Below are 22111 nucleotides of genomic sequence, written 5' to 3'. Positions count from 1 at the left end.
GTGTCAGCCGACGCTGCAGGTCAGGCTGGGCCAGCTCCAGTTGCCGTTGTGCTGGATGGTGAAGCCGAACGAGTTGCCGCTGCCGTTGGGCCGGGCGGTCATGACGTTGCCGCTGGAGTCCCACGAGGGGCTGGTGTTCCAGGTGGCGATGACCTTCTGCGGCGAGCTCACGGTGACGGTGACGACCCAGTTGTCGGTGCCGGACACGGTGACGTTGCCGTTGAAGCGGTCACTCCACTTCTGCCCCTCGGAGTAGGTCGCGGTGCAGCCTCCGGGCTGCTCGCCCGGCGTGGTGGTAGTGGTGGTGGTCGTGGTGGTCGGGTTCGTGCCCGTGCCGCCGGAGTTGAGGGCGTTGAGGACCGAGGTGTAGGCGGCCTTCTTGTTGCCGGAGCCGTCGAACAGCAGCGGCGTGCCCGAGGAGCGCCACGAGTCGCTGTCGCGGATGCCCCACACCGTGATGCCGGTGCAGCGCGCGACGGCCAGGCAGGCCTGGGTCACGCCCTGGAACTGCTGGGCCTGACCGGACCCGGAACCCTCGATGTCCAGCTCGGTGATCTGCACGTCCACCCCGAGGGCGGCGAAGTTCCCCAACGTGGTGTGGTAGTTGCTGGGCACGGGGTTGCCGCTGTTGAAGTGGGCCTGGAAACCGACGCAGTCGATCGGCACGCCGCGGGACTTGAAGTCGCGGACCATGTTGTAGACGCCCTGGGTCTTGGCGTTGGACCAGTTGTCGGTGTTGTAGTCGTTGTAGCAGAGCTTCGCGTTCGGGTCGGCCGACCGCGCGGCGCGGAACGCGGCCTCGATCCAGTCGTTGCCGGTGCGCTGGAGGTTCGAGTCGCGCCGACCGCCACCGCCGCCGTCGGCGAACGCCTCGTTCACCACGTCCCAGGCGTAGACCTTGCCCTTGTAGTAGCTCGCCACCTGCGTGACGTGGTTGAGCATGGCCGAGCGCAGCGCGCTGCCGCTCATGTTCTGCATCCACCCCGGCTGCTGGGAGTGCCAGGCCAGTGCGTGGCCGCGGACCCGCTTGCCCTGGTTGCGGGCCTGGTTGAGGATGCGGTCGCCGTTGGAGAAGCTGAACTGGCCCTGGTTGGGCTCGGTGGCGTCCATCTTCATCTCGTTCTCGGCCGTGACCATGTCGAACTCGCGGTTCAGGATCCCGACGTAGGTCGAGTCGCCGAGCTTGTTCGCCGCGACCGCCGTGCCGAAGTAGCGACCGCTCTGCTCCGCGGCCGCGGCGAGCGTGGAGGCGGCGCCGCTGGCGGGGGCCGCCAGGAGCACCGCGGCACCCGCCACCGCGGCGACCAGTGAGGACACGAGTGCGACTCGTGAGACCGACTTCGCTGTCAGTGTCATGTGAGCACCTTCTGGGGGACCGACCGACGACGTCGTGTCGTCGAAACTTTCTGAAGTATTGCCGAAACTGTTCGGCCGATCAACCCCAGTATTCGCCCTCCTGAACCACAATCAGACCAGCAGAAACCCTTGATACACGCCAAAAAGGCCGGTACACGCAGCAGCACGCAGACGGCCTGGCGGTCTTCGAAAGTTTCAGTCGGTCAGGGGCACTCCGGGAGGGTCGAGCGGGCCGTGGTCGAACCAGTCGAACCACGCGGTGCCCGCGGTGGCGTACATGCCGACCACCCGTCCGGTGAAGCCCGTGGCGACCTCCGTGGACAGGTAGCGGCCGTCGAGCTCGGCGAGCAGCTCGTCGCCCACGTGGAAGGCGACGAAGTCCGGCGCGGCGACGTGCAGGCCCGTGGGCTCCCCGGCGCCGGGAGGCCCTTGTCGGTCGGGGCTGGTGGTGATCACGAGGGTCAGCGGTCCGGGAGGCGCGGACCGCACCGCGACCCGCTGGCGCAGCGGGCCGATGCGGGCGATGACGCCGACCTGCCCGTCGGCGACCTCGATGTCGTAGTGGTGGGCCTCGTCCATCCGGATCGACAGACCCGCGCGACCGGAGCCGGGGTCCAGGAGCACGGCGGTCCGGCTCGCGGGGTGCTCCTGGCGGCGCCCGACGAACGTGCAGCCCGGTCGGTCCGCGGTGGAGCCCGCGGCGTGCAGGGCCAGCCAGCCCGGTCGTTCGGTCGTCGACCAGGAGTCGTCCGGCCGCGACCGCGGCGAGATCCACCGGGGGTCGAGCGCGGGGTCGTCGAAGTCGTCTCGCGACGGACGCGCCCGCACGGGCCGCGGACTGCCCGGACCCCGCTCCCGCAGGGCGACCGGGCCGACGACCGGCCAGCCGTCCTCCCAGCGGACCGGCGTCAGGAACGTCTCCCGGCCCAGGACGTGGAAACCGGGGCTGTACCCGCGCGGCCGGGTCGCGAGCAGGACCATCCACCACTGCCCGTCCGGGGTGGTGACGAGGTCGGCGTGGCCGGTGCTCTGGACCGGGTGGGCGGTGCCGCGGTGGGTCAGGATCGGGTTGGCGGGCGCGGCCTCCCAGGGGCCGCGCGGAGAACGGGCGCGCGCCATGGCCACGGTGTGGCCGCGCTCGGTGCCGCCCTCGGCGATCATCAGGTACCACCACTCGCCGATCCGGTACAGGTGCGGCGCCTCCGGCCACTGCAGCCCCGTGCCCGACCAGGCGGGGAACGGCCCCTCCAGCACCTTCCCCGCCTCCGGGTCGACGCGGGCGACCTGGACGCCCTGGAAGGCGCACCAGCAGTCGCCGTCCTCGTCCCAGGCCAGGTCGGGGTCGATGCCCGGCAGGTCGATCCACACCGGGTCCGACCACGGGCCCTCCGGTCGCTCGGCGGTGACGATGAGGTTGCCGCCGTGCGAGACGTTCGTGGTGATCATCCAGAACCGGCCGTCGTGGTACCGGATCGTGGGCGCGTAGATGCCGTCGGACGCCGCGGCGTCGGGTGGCAGCGGCAGCTGGGCCGGCCGGTCGAGGACGTTGCCGATCTGCCGCCAGTGCACCAGGTCCCGGCTGTGGAACACCGGGACGCCGGGGAAGTACTCGAAGCTGGAGCAGACCAGGTAGTAGTCCTCGCCGACCCGGCAGACGCTGGGGTCGGGGTGGAATCCGGGGATGACGGGGTTGTCGTAGTGCCAGTCGGTCGTTTCCGCGTCCACGGGCTCGTCTCTCCTGGTGTCGTCGGGACGGGGGTCACCCCTTGAAGGCGCCGTCGAGGATGCCCGCGACCATGCGCCGTCCCACCAGGACGAACAGCACGACCAGGGGCGCGGTGGCCAGGAACGAGCCGGACATCGCCAGCCCCAGGTCGACGTCGTAGCTGTTCTGCAGGGCCTTGATGGCGATCTGCGCGGTGTACCGCTCCGGGGTCTTGAGCACGATGAAGGGCCAGAGGAAGTCGTTCCAGGCGGTCACGAAGCCGAACAGGCCGAGCACGAGCGCGGCGGGGCGCACGATGGGGAAGGCCACCCGCCAGAACACCTGCCACGTGCTCGCGCCGTCGATCGTCGCGGCCTGCACCAGCTCGTCGTCGATCGTGGCGGTGATGTGCTGGCGCATCCAGAAGATCCCGAAGGCGCTGGCCAGGCCGGGCACCACCAGGGCCTGGAGGGTGTCCACCCAGCCCAGCCAGGACATGATCATGTACTGCGGGATCACGGCCAGCTGGGTGGGCACGGTCATGGTGAGCACGACGACCAGGAACAGGGTGTTGCGACCGGGGAAGCTCAGCTTGGCGAAGGCGAACCCGGCCACCGCGCACAGCACGGCCTGGCCCGCACCGATGGCCGCGGCCACGAACAGGCTGTTGAGCAGCGCCCGCACGAACGGCACGGTGTCCAGGACCAGACCCAGCAGGTGGAGGAAGTTGCCACCCGGCACGACCGCGGGCGGCATCCGCGTCGCGGTCGCGGTGTCGTTGGTGGCGACGACGAACATCCAGTACAGCGGGAACAGGCACACGACCGCGGCGGCGGCCAGCAGCGCGTAGGTCCACCAGCGGACCCGGCCGTGGCCGCGCACGCGCGGCGCGGCGGCCGTCACCGGTCCGCCCTGATCCGGCCCGCCAGCAGGTAGTTGACCGCGGCGATCACCACCACCATGGCGAACAGCGCGACGCCGACCGCCGAGCCGTAGCCGAACTCGAACTCCCCGAAACCCTGCTCGTAGAGGAACAGCGTCAACGTCTGGCACTGCCGCACCGCGCCGCACGTCAGCGGTGCGCCGGTCGCGATCAGCAGCGGCTCGGTGAAGATCTGCAGGCCGCCGATGGTCGAGGTGACCACCGTGAAGATGATCACCGGTCGCAGCGAGGGGATCGTGATGTGGCGGAACCGCTGCCACGGCCCCGCGCCGTCGATGGCCGCGGCCTCGTAGACCGCGAGCGGCACCGCCTGCAGCGAGGCGAGGTAGAGCAGCGTGGTGTAGCCGAACCACCGCCAGGTCACCATCGTGGCGATCAGCACGTGGCTGCCCGCGGTGGACTGGACGAAGTCGACCGGCGCCACGCCGACGAGCCCGAGCAGCCAGTTGAGCATCCCGTAGTCGCGGTCGAACAGCTGCGCGAACACGATCGCCGTGGCCGCCACCGAGGTGACGTACGGGACCAGCACCGACATCCGGAAGAACAGCGCGAAGCGCAGCCTGGCGTGGTTGAGCACGTGCGCCAGCACCAGTGCCAGCGACAGCTGCGGCACGGTGGACAGGAACCAGATGCTCACGGTGTTGCGGGCGGCGTTCCAGAACCTGGGGTCGGCGAACATCCGCGTGAAGTTGTCCACGCCGATGAACACCTGGTCGCCGATGGGGTTCCAGTCGAACAGGGCGACGTAGAAGGTGAAGGCGAACGGGAACAGCCCGAAGATCCCGAAGAGGACGAAGAACGGGGCGATGTAGGCGTAGGGCGCCAGCCGCTCCCCCAGCCCCCTGGCGGTCCTGCGGACGGGTGCCGGTGGTGCCGCACGCGGTGCGGGGACGAGCGCGACGACCACGCCGCTCACCCGCCGATGGCGGTCTTGATGTTGCGCACCGCGTCGTCCCACGCCGTGGCCGGGTCGCCGCCGCTCTGCTCGACGTTGGTGATGGCGTTGAGGAACTCCTGGCCGATGGTGGCGCTGTCGGGGCCGATGTAGAACGGCTTGAGGCCCAGCAGCGAGTCGGTGTAGATCTTCCCGGTCGGCGCGTCGGAGAAGAACGGGTCCTTCGACGAGGCGAGCTTGTCGTCCTGGTAGACCGAAGGGGTCGAGGGCAGGGCTCCGACGCGGGTGAAGTGCTCCAGCTGCCCCTGGGGCGACTGCATCTCCTTGATGTAGTCCCAGGCGGCCTGCGGGTTCTTGGCGCGCTTGGGGATGGCCAGGTAGCTGCCGCCCCAGTTGCCCGCGCCGCCGGGGATCTTCGCGATGGCCCACTTGCCCTTGGTGTCGGGAGCCGTGCTGCGGATGGTGTTGAGCATCCACGACGGCGCGGCCACCGCGGCGTACTGGCCCTGCGCGAGGCCCGCGCTCCAGGCGGTCTCGAACGAGGACTGCCCGGCGGTGATCCCGGCCGTGGCGGCCTTGACGCCGAGGTCGAACGCCGCCCTCACCTGGGGGTTGCGGTCGTAGACCAGATTGCGGGCGTCGTCGTAGTACTTCTCGGAGACCTGGTTGACCGCCTGGTAGAACACGCTGGTGGCGGCGTTGTCCAGGAACGCCTTGCCGGTCGCCTGCTTGTAGCGCTTCCCGGTCTCGATGAACGCGTCCCACGACGGCCACAGCGCGCTCGCGGCCGCCGGGTCGGTGGGCAGCCCCGCGGCGGCGAACAGGTCGGTGCGGTAGGCGATGGCCATGCCGCCCACGTCGGTGGGCATGCCCAGGACCTCGCCGTCCTTGGCGATGCTCTGCTTCATGACCCAGTCCAGGTAGTCGCCCTTGACGTCGTCGGCGCCCAACGTCCTCAGGTCGACGAAGTTCTGGGGCTGCTGGACGAACTTCGGCAGGTTGTCGCCCTGGATGAGCACCAGGTCCGGGACCTTGCCGCCCGCCAGCGCGGTCGTCAGCGCCTGGGCCGTCTCCGTCGAGGTGCCCACCTCGGTCAGCTTGACCTGCACGTCCGGGTGCTTGCCGTGGTAGGCGTCCACGGACACCTTCTGGTTGATGGCGGCGAACGACCAGAACTCGAACGACCTGCCGTCCCCTCCCCCGCCGCCACCGGTACCGGGGGTGCACGCGGCGGACAGCGCCAGTGCTCCGACGACGAGCAGCAGGGGCACGCGGAAGGTCACGGGCTTCTCCAATGTCTTCGGGCAGGCCGAGATCGGGAATTCCCTGCCCGAGCTCCACACGTGAGATGCCTGCGACTCCGGCAACGGCGGTGGCGCGCGGATATCGGGCGGCGCGTCGGCGGGGATTCCCCTGCTTGGCGCCGTCGTCACGGTAACCACGGCCGCAAACGGCGGTCAATGCCTCCGACGTGCTAAATGTTCGCGCTAACTTTAGCTCCGCGTTCAAGCAGCACAACGGGCCAACCGGCACGCACCACGTGGGCCATCCGAATGAGACAGCCGCAATGGTCCTTGACCGGGACCATTTCTTCGTCCACAGTCGGGAGCAGCCGGGCGCGGACGATATCCCGACACCGCTGGGGCGAATGGTCCCGAGTGGACTGCGGACCGCCAATTGTTAGCGATAACAGATGTGGCGCACAGATCCGCCGACGACTCCGGTGCCCCCACCCCGATTCAGGGCGGGCGTGGGGGCGCCGGGCCCCTGCCGTCATCCCACCGAGGAGAAGCGATGTCCGTGCCCAGGATCGACTCCCGCACCAGGCGGATGGCGGCCGCCGGGATCGCCGTGTCGGTGGTCGCGGGCGCCACCGCGCTGATCGGTTCGCCTCCCGCCTCCGCCACCGCGGGCTGCCGGGTCGACTACGCGGTCGGCTCCGAGTGGCCGGGCGGGTTCGGGGCGACCGTGGTGGTGACTAACCTGGGCGACCGGCTCACCGGGTGGCGGCTGTCCTGGACCTTCCCCGGTGACGAGCGCATCACGCAGTCGTGGAACGGGACGCACACCCAGTCGGGCGCCGGGGTGACCGCGACCAACGCGGCGTGGAACGGCGACCTGGCCACCGGCGCGACGGTCTCGTTCGGCTTCAACGCCACCTCCGGTGCCAGTCCGGCGACCCCCTCGACGTTCACGCTCAACGACGTCGTGTGCACCGGGTCGGCGACACCCACGACCACGACGACGACCACGACGACCACCTCGACGCCGGCCGACCGACCCATGGTGGACAACAACTTCGCCGTCACCCGCGAGGGCGCCTACGGCGACATCCGCTTCACCGTCCTGCGCCCGTCGAACCCGCAGGCCGTCGGGGGTCCGCTGCCCGTGCTGGCGTTCGGCAACGGCGCGTGCGCGCACACGAACAACAGCGAGGTCACCCGCGCGTTGACGATCATCGCGTCCAAGGGCTTCGTCGTGGTGGACATCGGCTCGGTGAACGGTTCGGCCAACGGCCTGCCCAGCGGCTCGCCGATCCCGTCCCTGCTGACCGACGCGATCTCCTGGGCCGAACGGGAGCAGAACCGTTCCGGATCGCCGCTGTCCCAACGGCTCGACCTCACCAAGGTGGCCACCGCGGGCCACTCGTGCGGCGGCCTGGAGGCCCTCGTCGCGGCCCAGGACCGCAGGGTGTCCGCCGTGGTCTCCCTGAACAGCGGCTTCTTCGCCGACGGCTCCTTCGGCTACCCCCGCTCCGAGCTCGCCAAGCTGCACACACCCGCGCTGTTCCTGGACGGCGGATCCTCCGACGTCGCCTACGCCAACAACCAGGCCAACTACGACCAGGCCACCGTTCCCGCCGTGCTCGCCAGGCAGCCGCAGGCGGGTCACGTCGGCTTCATCTCCGGCAACCAGGTGGGCGACGGCATGACGACCGTCGTGCAGTTCCTGGACATGGTGCTCAACGGCAACCGGACCGCCCGGTCCTACATCCTCGACCCGTCGGGCCTCGCCTCCAGGAGCCCGTGGACGGTGGCGAAGAAGAACTTCTGAGCCCGGCACCGCGAGACATCATGCCGATCTTGCTAAATGTTAGCGTTAATCCTCGTGGACGATCCGAAGGACATTTCGTCAGAACGCCCACAACTCCTGCCGCACAACGATTAGCACTCCGGACTGTTCCACCTGGACCGATCGGCCGAACCCGGAGTTGGAATAGTGGGCTATGTCTTGTGAGCGTGAACATGGCGCGCCACACTCCGAAGTGAAGTCGACGACGAAGTCGACGTCGTACTCCCCGCGCGCACGTACCGGGGACAAGGGAGTCGAGCGCATGAAGACCAAAGCCAGTCTGCTCCTCGCAGCGGTGACATCGCTGGTCGTCGGCGGCCTCGCCGCCACCGCGGCCCCGCCCGCGTCGGCGGCGTCGCTGGTCGAGGTCACCGGTTTCGGCGACAACCCCGGCGGGATGCGGATGCACGTCTACGTGCCCGACTCGCGCCCGGCCAGTCCGGCGGTGGTGGTGGCCATGCACGGGTGCGGCGGCTCGGGGCCCGGCTTCTACTCGGGCAGCGAGTTCGCGTCGTTGGCCGACCGGTTCGGCTTCGTCGTCGTGTACCCCAGCGCCCAGCAGGAGGCCGGGTTCGGCAAGTGCTTCGACACCTGGTCCTCCGCCGCGAAGCGCCGCGGCGGAGGCAGCGACCCGGTGTCCATCGTGTCGATGGTCGGCTACGTCGAGCAGCGCTACGGCGGCGACCCGAACCGGGTCTTCGCCACGGGCTCGTCGTCCGGCGGCATGATGACCGACCACATGCTCGCGCTGTACCCGGACGTGTTCAAGGCGGGCGCGGCGTTCATGGGCGTGCCGTTCGACTGCTTCGCGAACGCCGCCGACTACCCGCCCGGCAGCAGCCGCTGCACCGGCGGCGGAGGGGCGGACCGCACGCCCCGGCAGTGGGGCGACGCGGTCCGGCAGGTGAATCCCGGCTACACCGGGGCGCGCCCGCGTCTGCAGCTGTGGCACGGCACCAACGACACGCTCGTGCCCTACTCGCTGCTGCAGGAGTCGATCGAGCAGTGGACCGACGTGTTCGGCCTGAGCCAGACACCGACGTCGACCGACACCCCGCAAGCAGGCTGGAACCGCCGCCGTTACGCCGACTCCTCCGGCACCACCCAGGTCGAGGCCTACAGCGTCCAGGGCGCCGGGCACAGCCTCCCGTCCACCGGCATGGCCGCGAGTGCGGTCGCCTTCTTCGGACTCGACGGCCCCGGTACCCCCACCACGACGACCACGACCACCACCACGACCACCACGCCGGGAACCGGTTCGTGCCGGATCTCGAGCAAGGTCAACGCCTGGAACAACGGCCTGACCGCGAGCATCACCGTCACCAACACCGGCGCCGCCGCGGTGAACGGCTGGACCCTGGCGTTCACCCTGCCCGGCGGGCAGTCCATCACCTCGGGCTGGAACGCCACCTACTCCCCCGCGTCCGGCCGGGTGAGCGCCCGCGACGCCGGCTACAACGCGACGATCCCGGCCGGTGGCTCGGTCGACATCGGCTTCCAGGCGAGCCACAGCGGCGACACCGCCGCACCGTCCTCCTTCGCGCTCAACGGTTCGGCGTGCTCGGCGACCTGATCAGGAGGCCACCTTCCGGGCGGCGACCAGGTGCAGCAGGCCGAAGGCCCCGGTGCCCACGGCGCCGACCGGGTTCCTCGACCGCAGGCACAGGTAGGCGTCGCCGAACTGGGTGAGGCCCGCCGCGACGAGCAGTCCCGGTGACGGCACCCTACGGCGCAGGAGGGACCACAGCAGGGGTCCGGTCACCGAGTACGTCCGCACGGCGGTGGCGACGACCCAGAAGTCGAGGTCCTTCCCGTCGCCCGCGACGAGCAGGCGACGGGTCCGCTCCGGGATGCCGACACCGGTGGTGGCGGCGGACATCGCGGTGGAGGCCAGTGCGGCGAGGGCACTGGCGACCAGGAGCCCGGAGGTGGGCCGGTGCGGGGTCCGACGGGGGAAAGGCTTGGAGGACAAGGAGATCCTTCCGATCGATGGGTGCGGGCGGCGGTCAGAGGCGGACGAGGGCTCGGTAGTCCGGCAGGTCGACGGCGTCGGCGGGACGCGAGGCCACCTTGTCCCCGAGGCGGCGCAGCGGCGGACTGGACACCACCTTGACGACCGCGGCGAAGGCGGCCACCCCGAACCTGGAGACCGGAGTGGCCAGTCGCGGGCCGAACGGGGGCAGCTTCTGGGCGCGCGCCACGAACGGCCGCATGATCCGCTCGTACTCGAAGAAAGCGTCGGTGTGGTCGTCGTGGCGGGCCAGCTCACCCGCCAGGACGTAGGCGCCGGTGAGGGCCAGGGTGGTGCCCATGCCGCTCAACGGGGACGCGCAGTGGGCCGCGTCCCCCGCCAGCACCGTCCTGCCGTGGAACCACTGCGGCGCTTTGACCTGTCCGAGGTGCTCGTAGTACAGGTCGTCGGCGGTCACCAGGCCGTCCAGGACCCGGTCGGTGTGCCACCCGGCGTCGGCGAACGCCCCGCGCAGGTGCTTGACCTGTTCCGCACGGGTCCGCCGGACGGAGCCCGCGGCCCAGGCAGGCGACACCAGCTGGGACAGGACGGCGCGGATCCCGCCGTAGGGATCGGGGCGCAGCTGCACCGAACGACCGCGACCGGGGTTGTACCACCGCCAGTAGTCGTCGTCCTCGGGCGCGCGGTCGATCGTGAAGTACGTCGACTCCAGTCCGATGTGGTGGACGGGCACCCGGAAGCCGAACACCTCGCGGGTGGTGGAGTTCAGGCCGTCGGCGGCGACGACCACGTCCACGTCGTGGACAGCGCCCGAGCGCAGGTGGACCCGCACCCCGTCCGCGGTGTCCTCGACCTCGGTGACGTGGTCGCCGTAGACGTACTCGACCTCGCCCGCGGTCGCCTCCACCAGGAGGTCGGACAGGTCGCCGCGCAGGATCTCCAGCTCGGCGGTGGCGCCGTCGACGCCGCTGGCACCCGCGGGGAAGACGCCGGCAACCTTGCCGTCGGGTCCGATGAAGGAGGCTCCGAGCTCGCCGGTGCGCCGGGCCGCCACGGCGTCGCGGATGCCCATCCGCTCCAGCACGGTGGCGCCGACACCGCGCACGTCGATGTTCTGCCCGGCCGTGCGCGGTGCGGGCGCCCGTTCGACGACCGTGACGTCCCAGCCGTAGCGGGAGAGCCAGTGGGCCAGGGCCGGACCGGCGATGCTCGCGCCGGCGATCAGAGCGGTTCGGGAGGAGGTCACCTCGAGATAGTAAACTCAGTTAGCAACTGGTGCAACAGTATGATGTCCTAGTACCTGGACGGCGCCGCGCGGTCCGCCGGGTCGTGAGACCATCGGCGGCCGAGACGGGTCGCGCCGATCCGTCCACGGAGGACCGGACGAAGGGGTGGGTGGTGACGACGGACTCCCCGGTCCCCCACCTGCGGGATCTGCTCCAGGTCATGGCGGTGCGCCAGCAGTGGTTCGAACGCTCCATGGCGACGGCGCTGGGGATCGACCGCACGGGCCTGGAGGTCGTCTACCACCTCATCGCCCGCGGCCCGAGCACGCCGACCGACCTCGCCAGGGCCGCGGGCCTGTCGACCGCGGCCACCGCCCAGGTGCTCAAGCGACTGGAGGCGGGCGGGCACATCCGGCGCGCGAAGCACGACTCGGACCGGCGGAAGATGGTGATCGCCGTCGACCCCGGCACCGAGGCGCTCGCGAACCGGTACGTGGCGCCGGTCATCGAGGGCCTCGACGGACTGCTGGGTGCCGCGGACGCCGACACCAGGGAGAAGATCTCCTCGTTCCTGCGCGGTGTCGCCGACGTCTACACCAGGGCGCTGCCGGAGCACCCGGCCACCGGCGCACCCTGAGCCGGTCACCCCGTGCCGCGAGGGCTCACGCCGCGCGGGCGAGCGCGAGCTTGCGGTTGATGTCCGCGGCGAAACCGGCGGTCTCCTCGACCAGGTGCCTGCGCAGGAAGAACGGCATCGCGGTCACCCGTGCCAGCACGCGCAGCGGCAGCGGGAGGTCGACGTCCACCGTGCACGAGAACACCGACGACCTCTCGTCCCCGGCCTCGGCCTCCAGGATCCACCTGACCCGGCACGTCAACGGGACCAGGTGGTAGAGGTAGGCGCGGGTGGTGGCCGAGTACATCTCCACGAACGCGGGGTCCGCGCGTTCGGCCCGGTAGTGCTGGACGAGCAGGTTCCCGCCCACCGACTCGACGTTGACCGTCCCGCGCCCCCGGTCGTCGACGCTCACACCCGCCGCGTGGTGGCCCCGCGCGGCCGCCCGGTACTCGGCGTCGGTCAGGGTGAAAAGCCATTCCGCCAGGTCCACGCGCTCCACCGGGGCGTCCAGGACCGCTTGCGCCACGTACCTCACGACGATCTCCTCACCTGATCAGCGGGAAACGGCCGTTTCCCCGAGGAGGAACGTACGTCAACGCTAAACGACTGTAAACCCTAATTTTCGTGATCCATGATTACAGGCGTTTTGCCATCTGCTAGGCTCGGACCCCGACCCGCGTCGACAGCGAAGAGGAGTCCCGTGCCGCAAGCAGCGCGCCGCGCCCCCAACCCCCGAGGTCAAGGCGGTCACCTGCGCGAGGAGATCGTCCGCGCGGCAGCCCGCCTGCTGGAGGAGTCGGGCGGCGCGGGTGTCACCCTGCGCGCCGTGGCCAGGACGGCGGGCATCACCGCCCCGTCGATCTACGCCCACTTCGCCGACCTCAACGACGTCCTGCAAGCCGTGGTGGACAACACCTTCCACGCGTTGACCACCCACATCCGCCACGCCGTCGACGGCATCACCGACCCGGTCGACCGCCTGCACTCGGCGATCCGCGCCTACGTGGACTTCGGCCTCCAGCAGCCCCACCAGTACCGCGTGCTGTTCACCGTCCCCCCGGCCGACCGGCGCGAGCAGCTGGACAAGGACATGGAGACGATGACCGGGGCCGACGCGTTCGCGTTCCTGCTCGACGGCATCCGCGACTGCGTGAGCGCGGGCCGCTCCCGCAGCCAGGACCCCGAGGTCGACGCCACCGCGCTCTGGCTCGCCCTGCACGGCTACGTCGGCACCCGGTCGACCCTGCACGACTTCCCCTGGCCCGCCGACGACAAGCTCCTCGACACCCTAGTGCGCAACCTCGCCCAGCTCACCGGGTAGGCCCGGACTCAAGCGCTCTTCTCGGCGACGCAGGTGTTGCGGAGCTCGCCCAGGCCCTCGACGACGGTGCGCAGCACCTGGCCGGGCCCGAGGTAGAGCTTCGGGTCGCGGCCGTCGCCGACACCGCCGGGCGTGCCGGTGGCGATGAGGTCGCCGGGGTGCAGGGTGATGATGTCGCTGACGTAGGACAGGATCTCGGCGATCCCGAAGAGCAGGTCCGAGGTGCGCGAGCGCTGCATCACCTCGCCGTCGACCTCGCACCGGATCTCCAGGTCGGGTGTCGCGCCGGGGTCGCCCAGCTCGTCGGGGGTGACGAGCTCCGGCCCGACGGGTGTCGTCGACTCGAAGGTCTTGCCGGACAGGAACTCCCTGGTGCGCCGTTGCCAGTCGCGCGCGGTCACGTCGTTGACGACGGTGTAGCCGGCGACGTGGTCCATGGCCTCGTCGCGCGGGACGTGCCGGGCCGTTCGGCCCACGACGAAGCCGAGCTCGGCCTCCCAGTCGACGCGGTCGCTGACAGCGGGCAGCACGACGTCGTCGCGCGCGCCGATCAGGGCCCCGTCGTACTTGGCGAACAGCGTGGGGTAGGCGGGCACGTCGCGCCCCATCTCCGCGATGTGGCTCGCGTAGTTCAGGCCCAGGCAGACGATCTTGTTGGGGTGCGGGACCAGGGGCGCGTAGTCCACTTCGGACACCGGCACCGTCGCACCCCCGCCCGTGGCGGCGCGCACACGCCAGTCCGGGTCCCCGAGCAGCGTCCCGACGTCGCTGTGCGGGAACAGCACGTAGGAGTCGCCGTCGCGCCGTGCGGCGCGGGTCCGCCCGTGGTGGCGCAGTGTGGCCAGGCGCATGGTCGTCGCCCTCCCTCGATGTTGACGCGACCGGACCCGAATCGTATCGTTGTCCCATAAAACAGTCCACACGTCCTGTTAAACAGGACTCAGGAGGTCAAGATGGCGATCTCGCAGCTGGGGCACACGGGACTGTGGGTCTTCGACCTCGCCAGGATGCGCGACTTCTACGAGCGCGTGATCGGGTTGACCGTCACCGACGAGGACGCCGAGCTGGGCATCGTGTTCCTCAGCTCGCACCCCGAGACCGAGCACCACGAGTTCGTGCTGCAGACCGGCCGCACCGCCGTGCCGGGCGCGAAGCTCCAGCACCAGGTCTCGTGGCGCGTCGAGGAGCTGGAGGACCTCATCCGCTACCACCACCTGTTCGCGGCCGAGGGGGTCGAGGTGCAGCAGGAGGTCACGCACGGCAACGCGTTCGGCATCTACTTCTTCGACCCCGAGGGCAACCGCAACGAGGTCTACCTGCGCCTGGAGCGCGACGTCCGGCAGCCCTTCCGCAAGACGATCGACCTCGGGCAGTCCCCGGAGGCCATCCACGCCGAGGCCGAACGGCTGCTCGCCGAGGCCGGTCCCGCCTACCTGCCCGTCCAGTGAAGCCCAGCGTCCCCACGACGTCGGAGGAAGCGCGCGCCCTGACGATCTCCGCGTCCCACGCCCTGGCCGCCGCCGGGCAGGAGGACATGGTCTGGGGCCACGTCGCCGTGCGCGACCCCGACGGCCGGGGCGTCTGGATCAAGCAGCCCGGCTGGGGTCTCGCGGAGGTGACCGGCCCCCGGCTCCAGCTCGTCTCGTTCGACGGCGGGGTGCTGGAGGGCGAGGGCACCCCGCACGTGGAGTGCTCCATCCACCTCGAGGTCCTGCGCGCCGACGCTTCGCTCGTGTGCTCGGTGCACACCCACTCGGCGGGCGCGACGACGTTCGCCTCCCTGGATACCGCCCTGCTCCCGCTGTCGCACGCGGGCGCCCTCTTCGCGGCCCGCGGCCTCCCCCGCTTCCAGGCGACCACCGGCCTGGTCCGCACACCCGAACTGGGCGCTGCCTTGGCCGCGGCACTGGGAAGCGCACCCGCCGCCCTGCTGCCCGCCCACGGCATCGTCACCACCGGCCCGACCGTCGGCGCGGCCGTGATGCACGCCGTGCTCCTGGACCGCGCGTGCCGCGACCAGCTGGTCGCCATGGCCGCCGGATCACCCCGCGCGCTGCCCGACGAGGACGAGACGCGCCGCAAGGCCGAGGAGTGCTGGCCACCGCACCAGCTCGAAGCCGGCTGGCGCTACCTCGTGCGCCGGATCCCCTGACCGTCGCGGCGCAGTGTTCCTGCGCCGCGACGGGCGTCTACAGGGCGGTGTCCGACTGCGGCGGGGTGACCACGGCCATCCAGATCGGTTCCTCTCGGGCCTGCATCTCGGCGAGGGCGGTGCCGATGTCGTCGAGCGGGTAGCGGTGGGTGATCAGGCGGTCGGCGTCGACGGAGCCGTCGCCGATGAGGCAGAGCACGTCGCGGACGTCGGCCCTGGTGTTGGCGCGGGTGCCGACCAGCCGCCAGCACCGGACCATCATGACCGCCATCGGGACCAGCTCGCCGGTGAAGTTGCCTCCCATGTGGACGAACGTGGCACCGGTCGCCATCGAGTGGAGCGCCTGCGTGCCGAGCACGCCTTCGGGCGCGTAGTCGAGCACGGCGTCGGCTCCGCCGGGCAGCAGCCCGCGCAGCACGGTCGTGAGGCCGCCGTTCGCGGCCCAGTCGGGCGGGAGGTCGTCGGTCGCGACGGTGTCGGTGGGCAGGTCGCCCGCCAGTTCGCGGACCGCCGCCAGCCGTTTCGCGTCCCGGCCGACGAGCACCAGCCGCGCCACCCCGAACCGCGCCGCGAGTGCCACGGTCGCCGTCCCCATCGCCCCGGTCGCCGCGGTGACGACCACCGCGGCCCCGTCGCGCAGGTCGGCGCACTTCAACGCGCGCACGGCGTTGGCGAGGTCGTGCACCTTGGCGCCGACCTCGAAGCCGACGCGGTCGGGCAGCGGGTCGACCAGCCAGTGCGGGACTCGGACGAACTCGGCGAGCCCGCCGTCGTGGTAGGCGTCGTAGAGCGGTTTCGCGCCCGTGCCGAACGCGGCGTGCCCGATCATGGCGTTCTGCTCGCACATCATCTCGCGGTCCGACGTGCAGTAGGCGCACCGCAGGCAGGTGAGGTTGGGGTGCACCCTCACCCTGGTACCGGGGACGATGCCGGACACCGCCGGGCCGACGGCCTCGACGGTGCCCGCCGCCTCGTGGCCGATCGTGGTGGGCAGGTTCGGGAACCCGCCGCTCGCGAGCAGTCGCAGGATGCCGGGGGCGACACCCGCGGAGACGACGCGCACCAGCACGTCCTGCGGCCCGACCTCGGGGACCGGGACGCGGACGAGGGCGACGGTGGTCGAGCCCGCCTCCACGCGGGCGGCCAGCATGGTCCTGCCGGTGCCGGTCACGACGCGGCCCCGGCGCGCCGGACGGCGGCCAGCAGCTCGGGCGCGTACGGCACCGCGACCCGGTCGACCTCGCCGATCCGGGGCAGCTCGCGGTCGCACAGCACGCGGACGTGCTCGCCCTGCTCGTGCGCGACGGAGGTGTGGGCGACACCGAGCGGGACGAGCAGGAAGTCGCCCGGCCGCAGCTCGACGATCCCGCGCTGGGTCACGACCGTGCGGGTGCCGCTCACCTGGTACTGCACCTCGTCGGCGTCGAGCGTGCGCACGTAGGTGCGTCCCGTCGAGGGCGGTGTCGCGGCCATCCCGATCCGGATGTGGTCGTTGCGGTAGAGCCAGGTCGTGCCGGTCCCGGCGCCGCGCAGCACCCGCAGCCGCTCCTTCTCCTGGTGCACCTGGTCGAGCAGCCGCCGCTCGTCGACGGGGAAGACGGCGACGTCGTGCCCCGGCGCGCCGAGGCACTGGGTGACCGCCTCGTTCGCGGGGCCCGCCTCCCAGCCGGGGAAGGGCGGCATGACGGGCTCGGACTCCCGCACCGCGGCGCACTCCTCGGCGACCGGAGCCGGTGTGTAGAACAGCAGGTGCGACTCCTGGCGGCCCCGGTTGTCGTGCGCGACGCCGCGGGGCAGCCGGGAGAACTCGCCCGGCCGGTGCTCGACCACCCCGAGCTCGGTCATGAGCGTGCGTTCCCCGTCGATCTGGTAGGAGATCTCGTCGACGTCGCAGTTGCGGTGGTAGAAGGGCTGGCGGTTGTCCATCGTCTGCCACTCGACCCGCAGCTTGTCGTTCTCGTAGACCCCGCGGGGCGGGGCGAACGGCTGCGCGCGGAACTCCACGGGGTGGTGGACGACCTCCAGCGGCGCGTGCTCCCTCCACAGCGCGATCGGGATCAGGGGGTGCGGTCGCGGTTCGGCCAGCAGCAGGTGCTCGTCGCGGTCGAGCACGCGCAGGGGCTCGTCCGCGCCGAACAGCACGAGGTGTTCGGTGACGGTGGGCATCGTCGCTCCTCCGGATCGTCCGGTCAGTGGGCGAGGGGCAGGTGGTCGGCCAGGAACGCGGTGGTGCGGTCCCAGGCGAGGGTGGCGGCCTCCCGGCGGTACAGGGCAGGCCGCGCGTCGCAGGCGAAGGCGTGTCCCGCGTCGGGGTAGACGAACTGCCGGGCGGGCACCGGGAGCGCGGCGAGCGCGGTGTCGACCGCCGCGACCTGGTCGGCCGGGATCGTCGGGTCGTCACCCCCGACGTGCACCAGCAGCGGGGCGTCGATCCGGCCCGCGTCGCCGAGCACGGCGTGCGGGCCCGCGGCGATACCGGGGCCGTAGAAGACGACGGTGGCCCCGAGTCCCCGGATCGACGTCGCCGCGGTGAAGGCGGCCCGGCCGCCGAAGCAGAAGCCCACGACGGCGACCCGGTTCGCCGGGACGCCGTCGTGCTCGGCGAGGTGCGCCAAGACCGCCCGCACGTCGCGGGTGATCGCCCCGGCGTCGATCGCCCCGATCAGCGGCATGGCCTCGGCGTGCCGCTCGTAGCCGAGGACGCCGGTACCGGTGCGGTGGAACAGGTCCGGCGCCACGGCGAGGTGGCCGAGGGCGGCGAACCGGCGGGTGACGTCCTGGATGTGGTCGTTCACCCCGAACGCCTCCTGGAGGACGACGACGGCCGAGGTGGCGTCACCGCCCGCGCGGTAGAGGCCCATCGGGCCGTCCTCGGTCGGGACCTCGCCCCATTCCGTTCCGATGTCGTCCGGCTGGGCCGTCATGGCCGACCTCCTGCCGACCGCGGGCCCCGGTCGACACCGGGAGCCGGTCGGGTGGACACGTGGATCATGCGACCGAAGATAGCACATGTCCCACATTGCAGGTCTTGTGTCCTGTTAGTCAGTAGGTAGGCTGTGGTTGCGGAGGCAGTGCCGCCCACTCGCGAGCACGACACCTGCCGCGCGACAGCCACGAGGGGGACCCATGTCGAACGACCCGACGACCCGTGTCGTGGTGGTGGGTGCGGGCCCGGTGGGCCTGACCGCGGCGGCGCTGCTGGCGGCACGTGGCGTGGAGGTCCTGGTGCTGGAGCGCAACGCGACCACCAGCGACGAGCCGAAGGCGATCAGCCTCGACGACGAGTCGCTGCGCGCCTTCCAGGCGGCCGGGGTGGTCGACCGGGTGCTCGGGATCATCGTGCCCGGCATCGGCACCCGCTACTACGACCGCGACGGCCGCGCGGTGGTGCAGGTGCGCGCGCCCCGGCCGTTCCGGCACGGCCACCCGTTCAAGAACCCGTTCGCGCAGCCGGACCTGGAACGCGCGCTGCACCGGCACCTCCTGTCCCATCCGCGGGTCGAGGTGCGGATGGGCGCCGAGGTGACCGGGCTGCTCCGCGACGCGGACGGGGTCGAGGTGGCCTTCCGCGAGCACGGGCGAGCCACCACCGTGCGCGCCCGGTACGCGCTGGGCTGCGACGGTGGCCGGTCCGGCGTCCGCACCGCCCTCGGCGTGGGGATGTCCGGGCGCAGCCACGCGGAGTCGTGGCTCGTGGTCGACGTCGTCGGCGACCACCACGACGAGCGCTACGGCATGCACCACGCCGACCCGGCGCGACCGCACGTGATCGTGCCGGGACGGGACGGCCGGTGCCGCTACGAGTTCCTCCTGCACGACGGTGAGGGGACGCCCGGCGACGAGGTCCCGTTCGAGGTGGTCGAACGCCTGCTCGCGCCCCACCGGCGGGTCGAGCCCGCCCAGGTCGAGCGCGCCGTGGTCTACCGCTTCCACGCCCTGGTGGCCGACCGCTGGCGGGTCGGGCCGGTCTTCCTGCTCGGCGACGCGGCGCACATGATGCCGCCGTTCGCGGGGCAGGGCCTCAACTCCGGCATCCGCGACGCCGCCAACCTCTGCTGGAAGATCGCCGACGTGCTGGCGGGCGGGCTCGCCGAGTGGGCACTCGACAGCTACGAGTCCGAACGCCGTCCGCACGCCGAGGCGACGGTCCGGCTGTCCGAACGCCTCGGGCGGATCGTCATGACCACCGACCCCCGGCTGGCGCGCCGCCGGGACGCCCACTTCGCCGCCGCGCTGCGGGACCCCGGCACCCGCGCGTTCTACGAGGAGATGCGCTACCGGCCCGAGCACCGCTACCGCGACGGCATGGTCGTGGCGGGTGCCTCGGCCGAGGTCGGCGTCATGCTCGGCCAGCCGAGGGTGTTCGACACCGCGACCGGCGCGGTCCGCCTCCTCGACGACGTGCTCGGCCACGGGTGGGCGCTGCTCGGGGTCGGGGTGGGCGCCGACGACCTCGCCGCCGCGGCCGCGGTGGTCGGCTCCCCCGTCACCGCGGTCGTCCAGGTGGCGGTGGACGACCGGTTCGCGACCGGTCGAGCGATCGTCGACGTGGACGGTGGTCTGGACGCCGAGACCGCGCCGTACGCCGGGCACCTCGTCCTGGTGCGCCCGGACCGCTTCGTCGCCGCGGCGTGGCACCCCGGCCACCCGCCGGACGGCCTCGCCGCCACGCTGTCGTTCGCCGCTCCCGCACCGGCCGGGGCCTGACACGACCACCGTGCCCGGCCCCGGCCTCTCTCACGCGCAGGAGTGGAGCAGCTGCGGTCGGGTGCCCAGCCGCTCCGCGCCGCCCTTGCGCACCACGACCATGTCGCCCCAGCTCACGTCGTAGCTGCGCGCGACGACGCGTCCCGCCGACCTCGGGAACGCCGTCGGCTTGCAGATGAAGACCGCGCCCTCCTCGACCGGGTCGTCGAGGACGGCCTCCGGGGTGTCGTTCGGGATGAACAGCGGGCCGTCGAACCCGCCGTGGAGCAGGAAGCAGATCTCCGAGCCGGTGCCCGCCGCGACCGCCGTCGCGGCCGCCCGCACCTCGCGCCACGTCGCGCCGGGCACGAGTGCCGCCCTGGCCGCCTCGAAGGCCGCGATGTTGAGGTCGAACGCGTCCTGCTGCTCCGGCAGGACCCGCCCGGCGATGAACGGCTCGGCCACCTGCACCACGTGCTGGTAGCCGGGCATGATCTCGGCGGCCACGCACAGCCCGTCCGCCACCCGACCGCGGGGGACGGCGACGAGCCGGGGCCGGGGCTCGCCCCACGCGCCGGGGCACCAGGCGATGGTCGGCAGGGCGAGACCCGGTCGCATCATGGCCACCATGCCCGCGCGGTAGGCGTCGGCCTGCTCCGCCCCCACGCGGAAGGCCGCCCCGATCGCCCGCGCACCGGCCTCGGCGACCTCGATGCCCGCCCGGATGTCCTCGACCTCGGCGTCGCTCTTGACGTGCCTGGCCGCCGCCATGACCGGGGCGCCGTCGACGACCTCGGCGTCCGGGAGGGCCTCCAGGATCCGGACGACCGTCGAGTGGACGACGTAGCCGTCGGCCGACCGGACGTGGGAGTAGTCGTTGCCGTCGAGCCCCGCGATGGCCACGCGCGCCGCCCGCGGACTCCTCCTGCGGAGCTCGGCCGCGACGACCGCGCCGTAGGGGACCTTCGTCGAGCCCGACGGCGTCGCGCTCGCCCGCCGCTCGATCCACCCCTCCCGGTCGACGGCCAGGTTGCTGTCCTCCCCGCCCAGCAGGATGGACGGTGCCCCCTCCAGCGGGAACAGCACCGCGCCGTTCTCGTTCGCCAGGTACCTGACGTCGGTGGGGTTCGACTCCGGCAGCGCGATCAGCAGGTCGATGTCACGGGCCGCCATCTCGTCGCGCACCCGCGCCCAGCGCCAGTCGCGTTCAACTACGTTCACTCCGACTCCTCATCCGTGTCCTGATTAACGGTATCCCATTCCTGAAAAAGGAAACAGATGTCCCGTCCCTCGGGCACACGGCGGGAGCGGCCCGGCGCAGTGCCCGGCCGCTCGCGGTGGAGCGGGTCCGATCAGGCGTCGAGCGCGGCCACCTCGGCGGTGACCCGCGCGGCCGCGGCCAGGACGGCCGCGATGATCTCGCGTTCGAGCTGGGCCGACACCCTGGAGGCCACGGCCGCGATGCTGATCGCCGCCGTGGCCTTGCCGCTCCCGTCGCGGATGGGCGCGGCGACGCCGAGCACGTCGTGGTCGACCTCGGAGCGCGTGATCGCGTAGCCGTCCCGGCGGATGACCTCCAGCCGGTCCATCACCGCCTCGACGTCGACCAGGGTCGCCGGGGTGAAGCGCTGCAGCGGCGAGGACTCGAGGATCGCCCTGGCCTCGGCCGACGGCGCGAACGCGAGGATCGCCAGCGCGGACGCGCCCGCGTTCACCGGCAGGGTCGACCCGCGTTCGTAGGAGATGCGCACGCGGTGGGCGTGCGACTCGGCGCGGTCCAGGCAGGTGACCACGCCGCCGACCCGACGGGTGAGCAGGGCCGTCTCGTCGACCGCCTCGGCGAGCCCTTCCAGGACCGGGGCGGCGATGTCGGTCAGGCTGTGCGTGCGCCGCGCCAGCCGGGCGAGCTCCAGCACCCGCATCCCCAACCGGAAACGACCACCTGGCGCCTCCTCCAGGTAGCGGTTCACCACCAGGCTCTGCAGGTACCGGTAGCCCGTCGACCGCGCCACCCCGAGCCGCTCCGCCACCTGCACGGCCGACACCACCGGCACGTCGTCCTCGAACATGTTGAGGATCTCGAGGGCCCGATCCGCCGTGGAGTTGCGCTCGCGGTAGGCACTACCGCCCTTGGTCCGCTCCGATTGTCCTGACATGCGGGAAT

At 71.7% G+C, this 22111-nt stretch carries 21 protein-coding genes; 7 read left to right on the top strand and 14 right to left on the bottom strand.

Annotation, left to right across the window (positions count from 1 at the left end; translation table 11 throughout):
- Nucleotides 1-3: 3 nt before the first annotated feature.
- The 5 genes from CLV43_RS33530 to CLV43_RS33510 form a co-directional block, all read right to left on the bottom strand.
- Nucleotides 4-1356: a glycoside hydrolase family 10 protein gene (locus CLV43_RS33530; RefSeq protein WP_106192327.1), complete on the bottom strand. Its 1353-nt coding sequence runs from the start codon at nt 1354-1356 to the stop codon at nt 4-6.
- A gap of 195 nt (nt 1357-1551) precedes the next feature.
- A complete protein-coding gene (locus CLV43_RS33525) occupies nt 1552-3081 on the bottom strand; it encodes a glycoside hydrolase family 43 protein (RefSeq protein WP_106192325.1) in 1530 nt (509 codons plus the stop codon).
- Between the two features lie 34 nt (nt 3082-3115).
- Entirely contained in the window at nt 3116-3964 is an 849-nt protein-coding gene (locus CLV43_RS33520; RefSeq protein WP_211304681.1) for a carbohydrate ABC transporter permease, read from the bottom strand.
- Nucleotides 3961-4920: a carbohydrate ABC transporter permease gene (locus tag CLV43_RS33515; protein ID WP_245887164.1), complete on the bottom strand. Its 960-nt coding sequence runs from the start codon at nt 4918-4920 to the stop codon at nt 3961-3963. Before CLV43_RS33515 ends, CLV43_RS33520 begins: the two co-directional genes overlap by 4 nt.
- A complete protein-coding gene (locus CLV43_RS33510) occupies nt 4917-6182 on the bottom strand; it encodes an ABC transporter substrate-binding protein (protein ID WP_106192324.1) in 1266 nt (421 codons plus the stop codon). The genes CLV43_RS33515 and CLV43_RS33510 overlap by 4 nt, the downstream gene beginning before the upstream one ends.
- A 511-nt stretch (nt 6183-6693) precedes the next feature.
- Between CLV43_RS33510 and CLV43_RS48700 the strand changes: the two genes are divergently transcribed.
- Together CLV43_RS48700 and CLV43_RS33500 are read left to right on the top strand one after the other, a co-directional pair.
- Nucleotides 6694-7953 (top strand): cellulose binding domain-containing protein, encoded by a 1260-nt coding sequence (locus CLV43_RS48700; protein WP_211304680.1) that lies wholly within the window; start codon nt 6694-6696, stop codon nt 7951-7953.
- Between the two features lie 280 nt (nt 7954-8233).
- A complete protein-coding gene (locus tag CLV43_RS33500; RefSeq protein WP_106192322.1) occupies nt 8234-9544 on the top strand; it encodes an extracellular catalytic domain type 1 short-chain-length polyhydroxyalkanoate depolymerase in 1311 nt (436 codons plus the stop codon).
- Here CLV43_RS33500 and CLV43_RS33495 read toward each other — a convergent pair whose 3' ends face one another.
- Nucleotides 9545-9943: a hypothetical protein gene (locus tag CLV43_RS33495; protein WP_106192320.1), complete on the bottom strand. Its 399-nt coding sequence runs from the start codon at nt 9941-9943 to the stop codon at nt 9545-9547. It lies immediately after the preceding gene.
- Between the two features lie 34 nt (nt 9944-9977).
- Nucleotides 9978-11189, bottom strand: a complete 1212-nt coding sequence (locus CLV43_RS33490; protein WP_106192319.1) for an FAD-dependent monooxygenase — start codon at nt 11187-11189, stop codon at nt 9978-9980.
- A gap of 152 nt (nt 11190-11341) precedes the next feature.
- On the opposite strand from CLV43_RS33490, the gene CLV43_RS33485 reads away from it, so the two are divergent.
- Nucleotides 11342-11806: a MarR family winged helix-turn-helix transcriptional regulator gene (locus CLV43_RS33485; protein WP_146174998.1), complete on the top strand. Its 465-nt coding sequence runs from the start codon at nt 11342-11344 to the stop codon at nt 11804-11806.
- A 25-nt stretch (nt 11807-11831) separates the two neighbouring features.
- Here the strand turns inward: CLV43_RS33485 and CLV43_RS33480 are convergent, their stop codons facing one another.
- A complete protein-coding gene (locus CLV43_RS33480; protein WP_106192315.1) occupies nt 11832-12323 on the bottom strand; it encodes a hypothetical protein in 492 nt (163 codons plus the stop codon).
- Between the two features lie 165 nt (nt 12324-12488).
- Between CLV43_RS33480 and CLV43_RS33475 the strand changes: the two genes are divergently transcribed.
- Complete coding sequence (locus CLV43_RS33475) at nt 12489-13109, top strand: TetR/AcrR family transcriptional regulator (RefSeq protein ID WP_211304679.1); 621 nt, start codon at nt 12489-12491, stop codon at nt 13107-13109.
- Nucleotides 13110-13117: 8 nt separating this feature from the next.
- Here CLV43_RS33475 and CLV43_RS33470 read toward each other — a convergent pair whose 3' ends face one another.
- On the bottom strand, nt 13118-13960 hold the full coding sequence (locus tag CLV43_RS33470) for a fumarylacetoacetate hydrolase family protein (protein WP_106192311.1): 843 nt from the start codon (nt 13958-13960) through the stop codon (nt 13118-13120).
- 102 nt (nt 13961-14062) lie between these two features.
- On the opposite strand from CLV43_RS33470, the gene CLV43_RS33465 reads away from it, so the two are divergent.
- The gene (locus CLV43_RS33465) at nt 14063-14557 is read left to right on the top strand and encodes a VOC family protein (protein WP_106192309.1); all 495 of its coding nucleotides are present in this window, start codon (nt 14063-14065) and stop codon (nt 14555-14557) included.
- Nucleotides 14554-15261, top strand: coding sequence for a class II aldolase/adducin family protein (locus CLV43_RS33460; protein WP_245887163.1), 708 nt, complete (start codon nt 14554-14556; stop codon nt 15259-15261). Before CLV43_RS33465 ends, CLV43_RS33460 begins: the two co-directional genes overlap by 4 nt.
- 37 nt (nt 15262-15298) lie before the next feature.
- Here CLV43_RS33460 and CLV43_RS33455 read toward each other — a convergent pair whose 3' ends face one another.
- Genes CLV43_RS33455 through CLV43_RS33445 form a run of 3 tightly spaced genes read right to left on the bottom strand, consistent with a single transcriptional unit; the run spans nt 15299 to nt 18185 of the window.
- A complete protein-coding gene (locus CLV43_RS33455; protein WP_245887162.1) occupies nt 15299-16432 on the bottom strand; it encodes an alcohol dehydrogenase catalytic domain-containing protein in 1134 nt (377 codons plus the stop codon).
- Nucleotides 16429-17427, bottom strand: coding sequence for a cupin domain-containing protein (locus CLV43_RS33450; RefSeq protein WP_106192308.1), 999 nt, complete (start codon nt 17425-17427; stop codon nt 16429-16431). The genes CLV43_RS33455 and CLV43_RS33450 overlap by 4 nt, the downstream gene beginning before the upstream one ends.
- A gap of 23 nt (nt 17428-17450) precedes the next feature.
- Nucleotides 17451-18185 carry a dienelactone hydrolase family protein gene (locus tag CLV43_RS33445; RefSeq protein ID WP_106192306.1) on the bottom strand — a complete coding sequence of 245 codons (735 nt, stop codon included), beginning with the start codon at nt 18183-18185 and terminating at the stop codon, nt 17451-17453.
- Between the two features lie 202 nt (nt 18186-18387).
- Here CLV43_RS33445 and CLV43_RS33440 point away from each other — a divergent pair, with 202 nt between their 5' ends.
- Nucleotides 18388-19968, top strand: coding sequence for a bifunctional 3-(3-hydroxy-phenyl)propionate/3-hydroxycinnamic acid hydroxylase (locus CLV43_RS33440; RefSeq protein WP_106192304.1), 1581 nt, complete (start codon nt 18388-18390; stop codon nt 19966-19968).
- A 30-nt stretch (nt 19969-19998) separates the two neighbouring features.
- Here CLV43_RS33440 and CLV43_RS33435 read toward each other — a convergent pair whose 3' ends face one another.
- Together CLV43_RS33435 and CLV43_RS33430 are read right to left on the bottom strand one after the other, a co-directional pair.
- Nucleotides 19999-21168, bottom strand: coding sequence for a M24 family metallopeptidase (locus CLV43_RS33435; RefSeq protein ID WP_146174997.1), 1170 nt, complete (start codon nt 21166-21168; stop codon nt 19999-20001).
- Nucleotides 21169-21299: 131 nt separating this feature from the next.
- A complete protein-coding gene (locus CLV43_RS33430; RefSeq protein ID WP_106192300.1) occupies nt 21300-22103 on the bottom strand; it encodes an IclR family transcriptional regulator in 804 nt (267 codons plus the stop codon).
- Nucleotides 22104-22111 lie beyond the last annotated feature (8 nt).

It is taken from the genome of Umezawaea tangerina (genome assembly GCF_003002815.1).
In the GTDB taxonomy this organism is placed as follows: domain Bacteria; phylum Actinomycetota; class Actinomycetes; order Mycobacteriales; family Pseudonocardiaceae; genus Umezawaea; species Umezawaea tangerina.
Note: the sequence above shows the minus strand (reverse complement) of the source record. Positions and strands in the feature narration are given on the sequence as shown.

What these genes read in the sequence shown, in the direction of transcription:
- CLV43_RS33530 (WP_106192327.1), bottom strand. Translation starts at nt 1,356, where the DNA reads ATGACACTGACAGCGAAGTCGGTCTCACGAGTCGCACTCGTGTCCTCA.
- CLV43_RS48700 (WP_211304680.1), top strand. Translation starts at nt 6,694, where the DNA reads ATGTCCGTGCCCAGGATCGACTCCCGCACCAGGCGGATGGCGGCCGCC.
- CLV43_RS33500 (WP_106192322.1), top strand. Translation starts at nt 8,234, where the DNA reads ATGAAGACCAAAGCCAGTCTGCTCCTCGCAGCGGTGACATCGCTGGTC.
- CLV43_RS33470 (WP_106192311.1), bottom strand. Translation starts at nt 13,960, where the DNA reads ATGCGCCTGGCCACACTGCGCCACCACGGGCGGACCCGCGCCGCACGG.
- CLV43_RS33465 (WP_106192309.1), top strand. Translation starts at nt 14,063, where the DNA reads ATGGCGATCTCGCAGCTGGGGCACACGGGACTGTGGGTCTTCGACCTC.
- CLV43_RS33450 (WP_106192308.1), bottom strand. Translation starts at nt 17,427, where the DNA reads ATGCCCACCGTCACCGAACACCTCGTGCTGTTCGGCGCGGACGAGCCC.
- CLV43_RS33445 (WP_106192306.1), bottom strand. Translation starts at nt 18,185, where the DNA reads ATGACGGCCCAGCCGGACGACATCGGAACGGAATGGGGCGAGGTCCCG.
- CLV43_RS33440 (WP_106192304.1), top strand. Translation starts at nt 18,388, where the DNA reads ATGTCGAACGACCCGACGACCCGTGTCGTGGTGGTGGGTGCGGGCCCG.
- CLV43_RS33430 (WP_106192300.1), bottom strand. Translation starts at nt 22,103, where the DNA reads ATGTCAGGACAATCGGAGCGGACCAAGGGCGGTAGTGCCTACCGCGAG.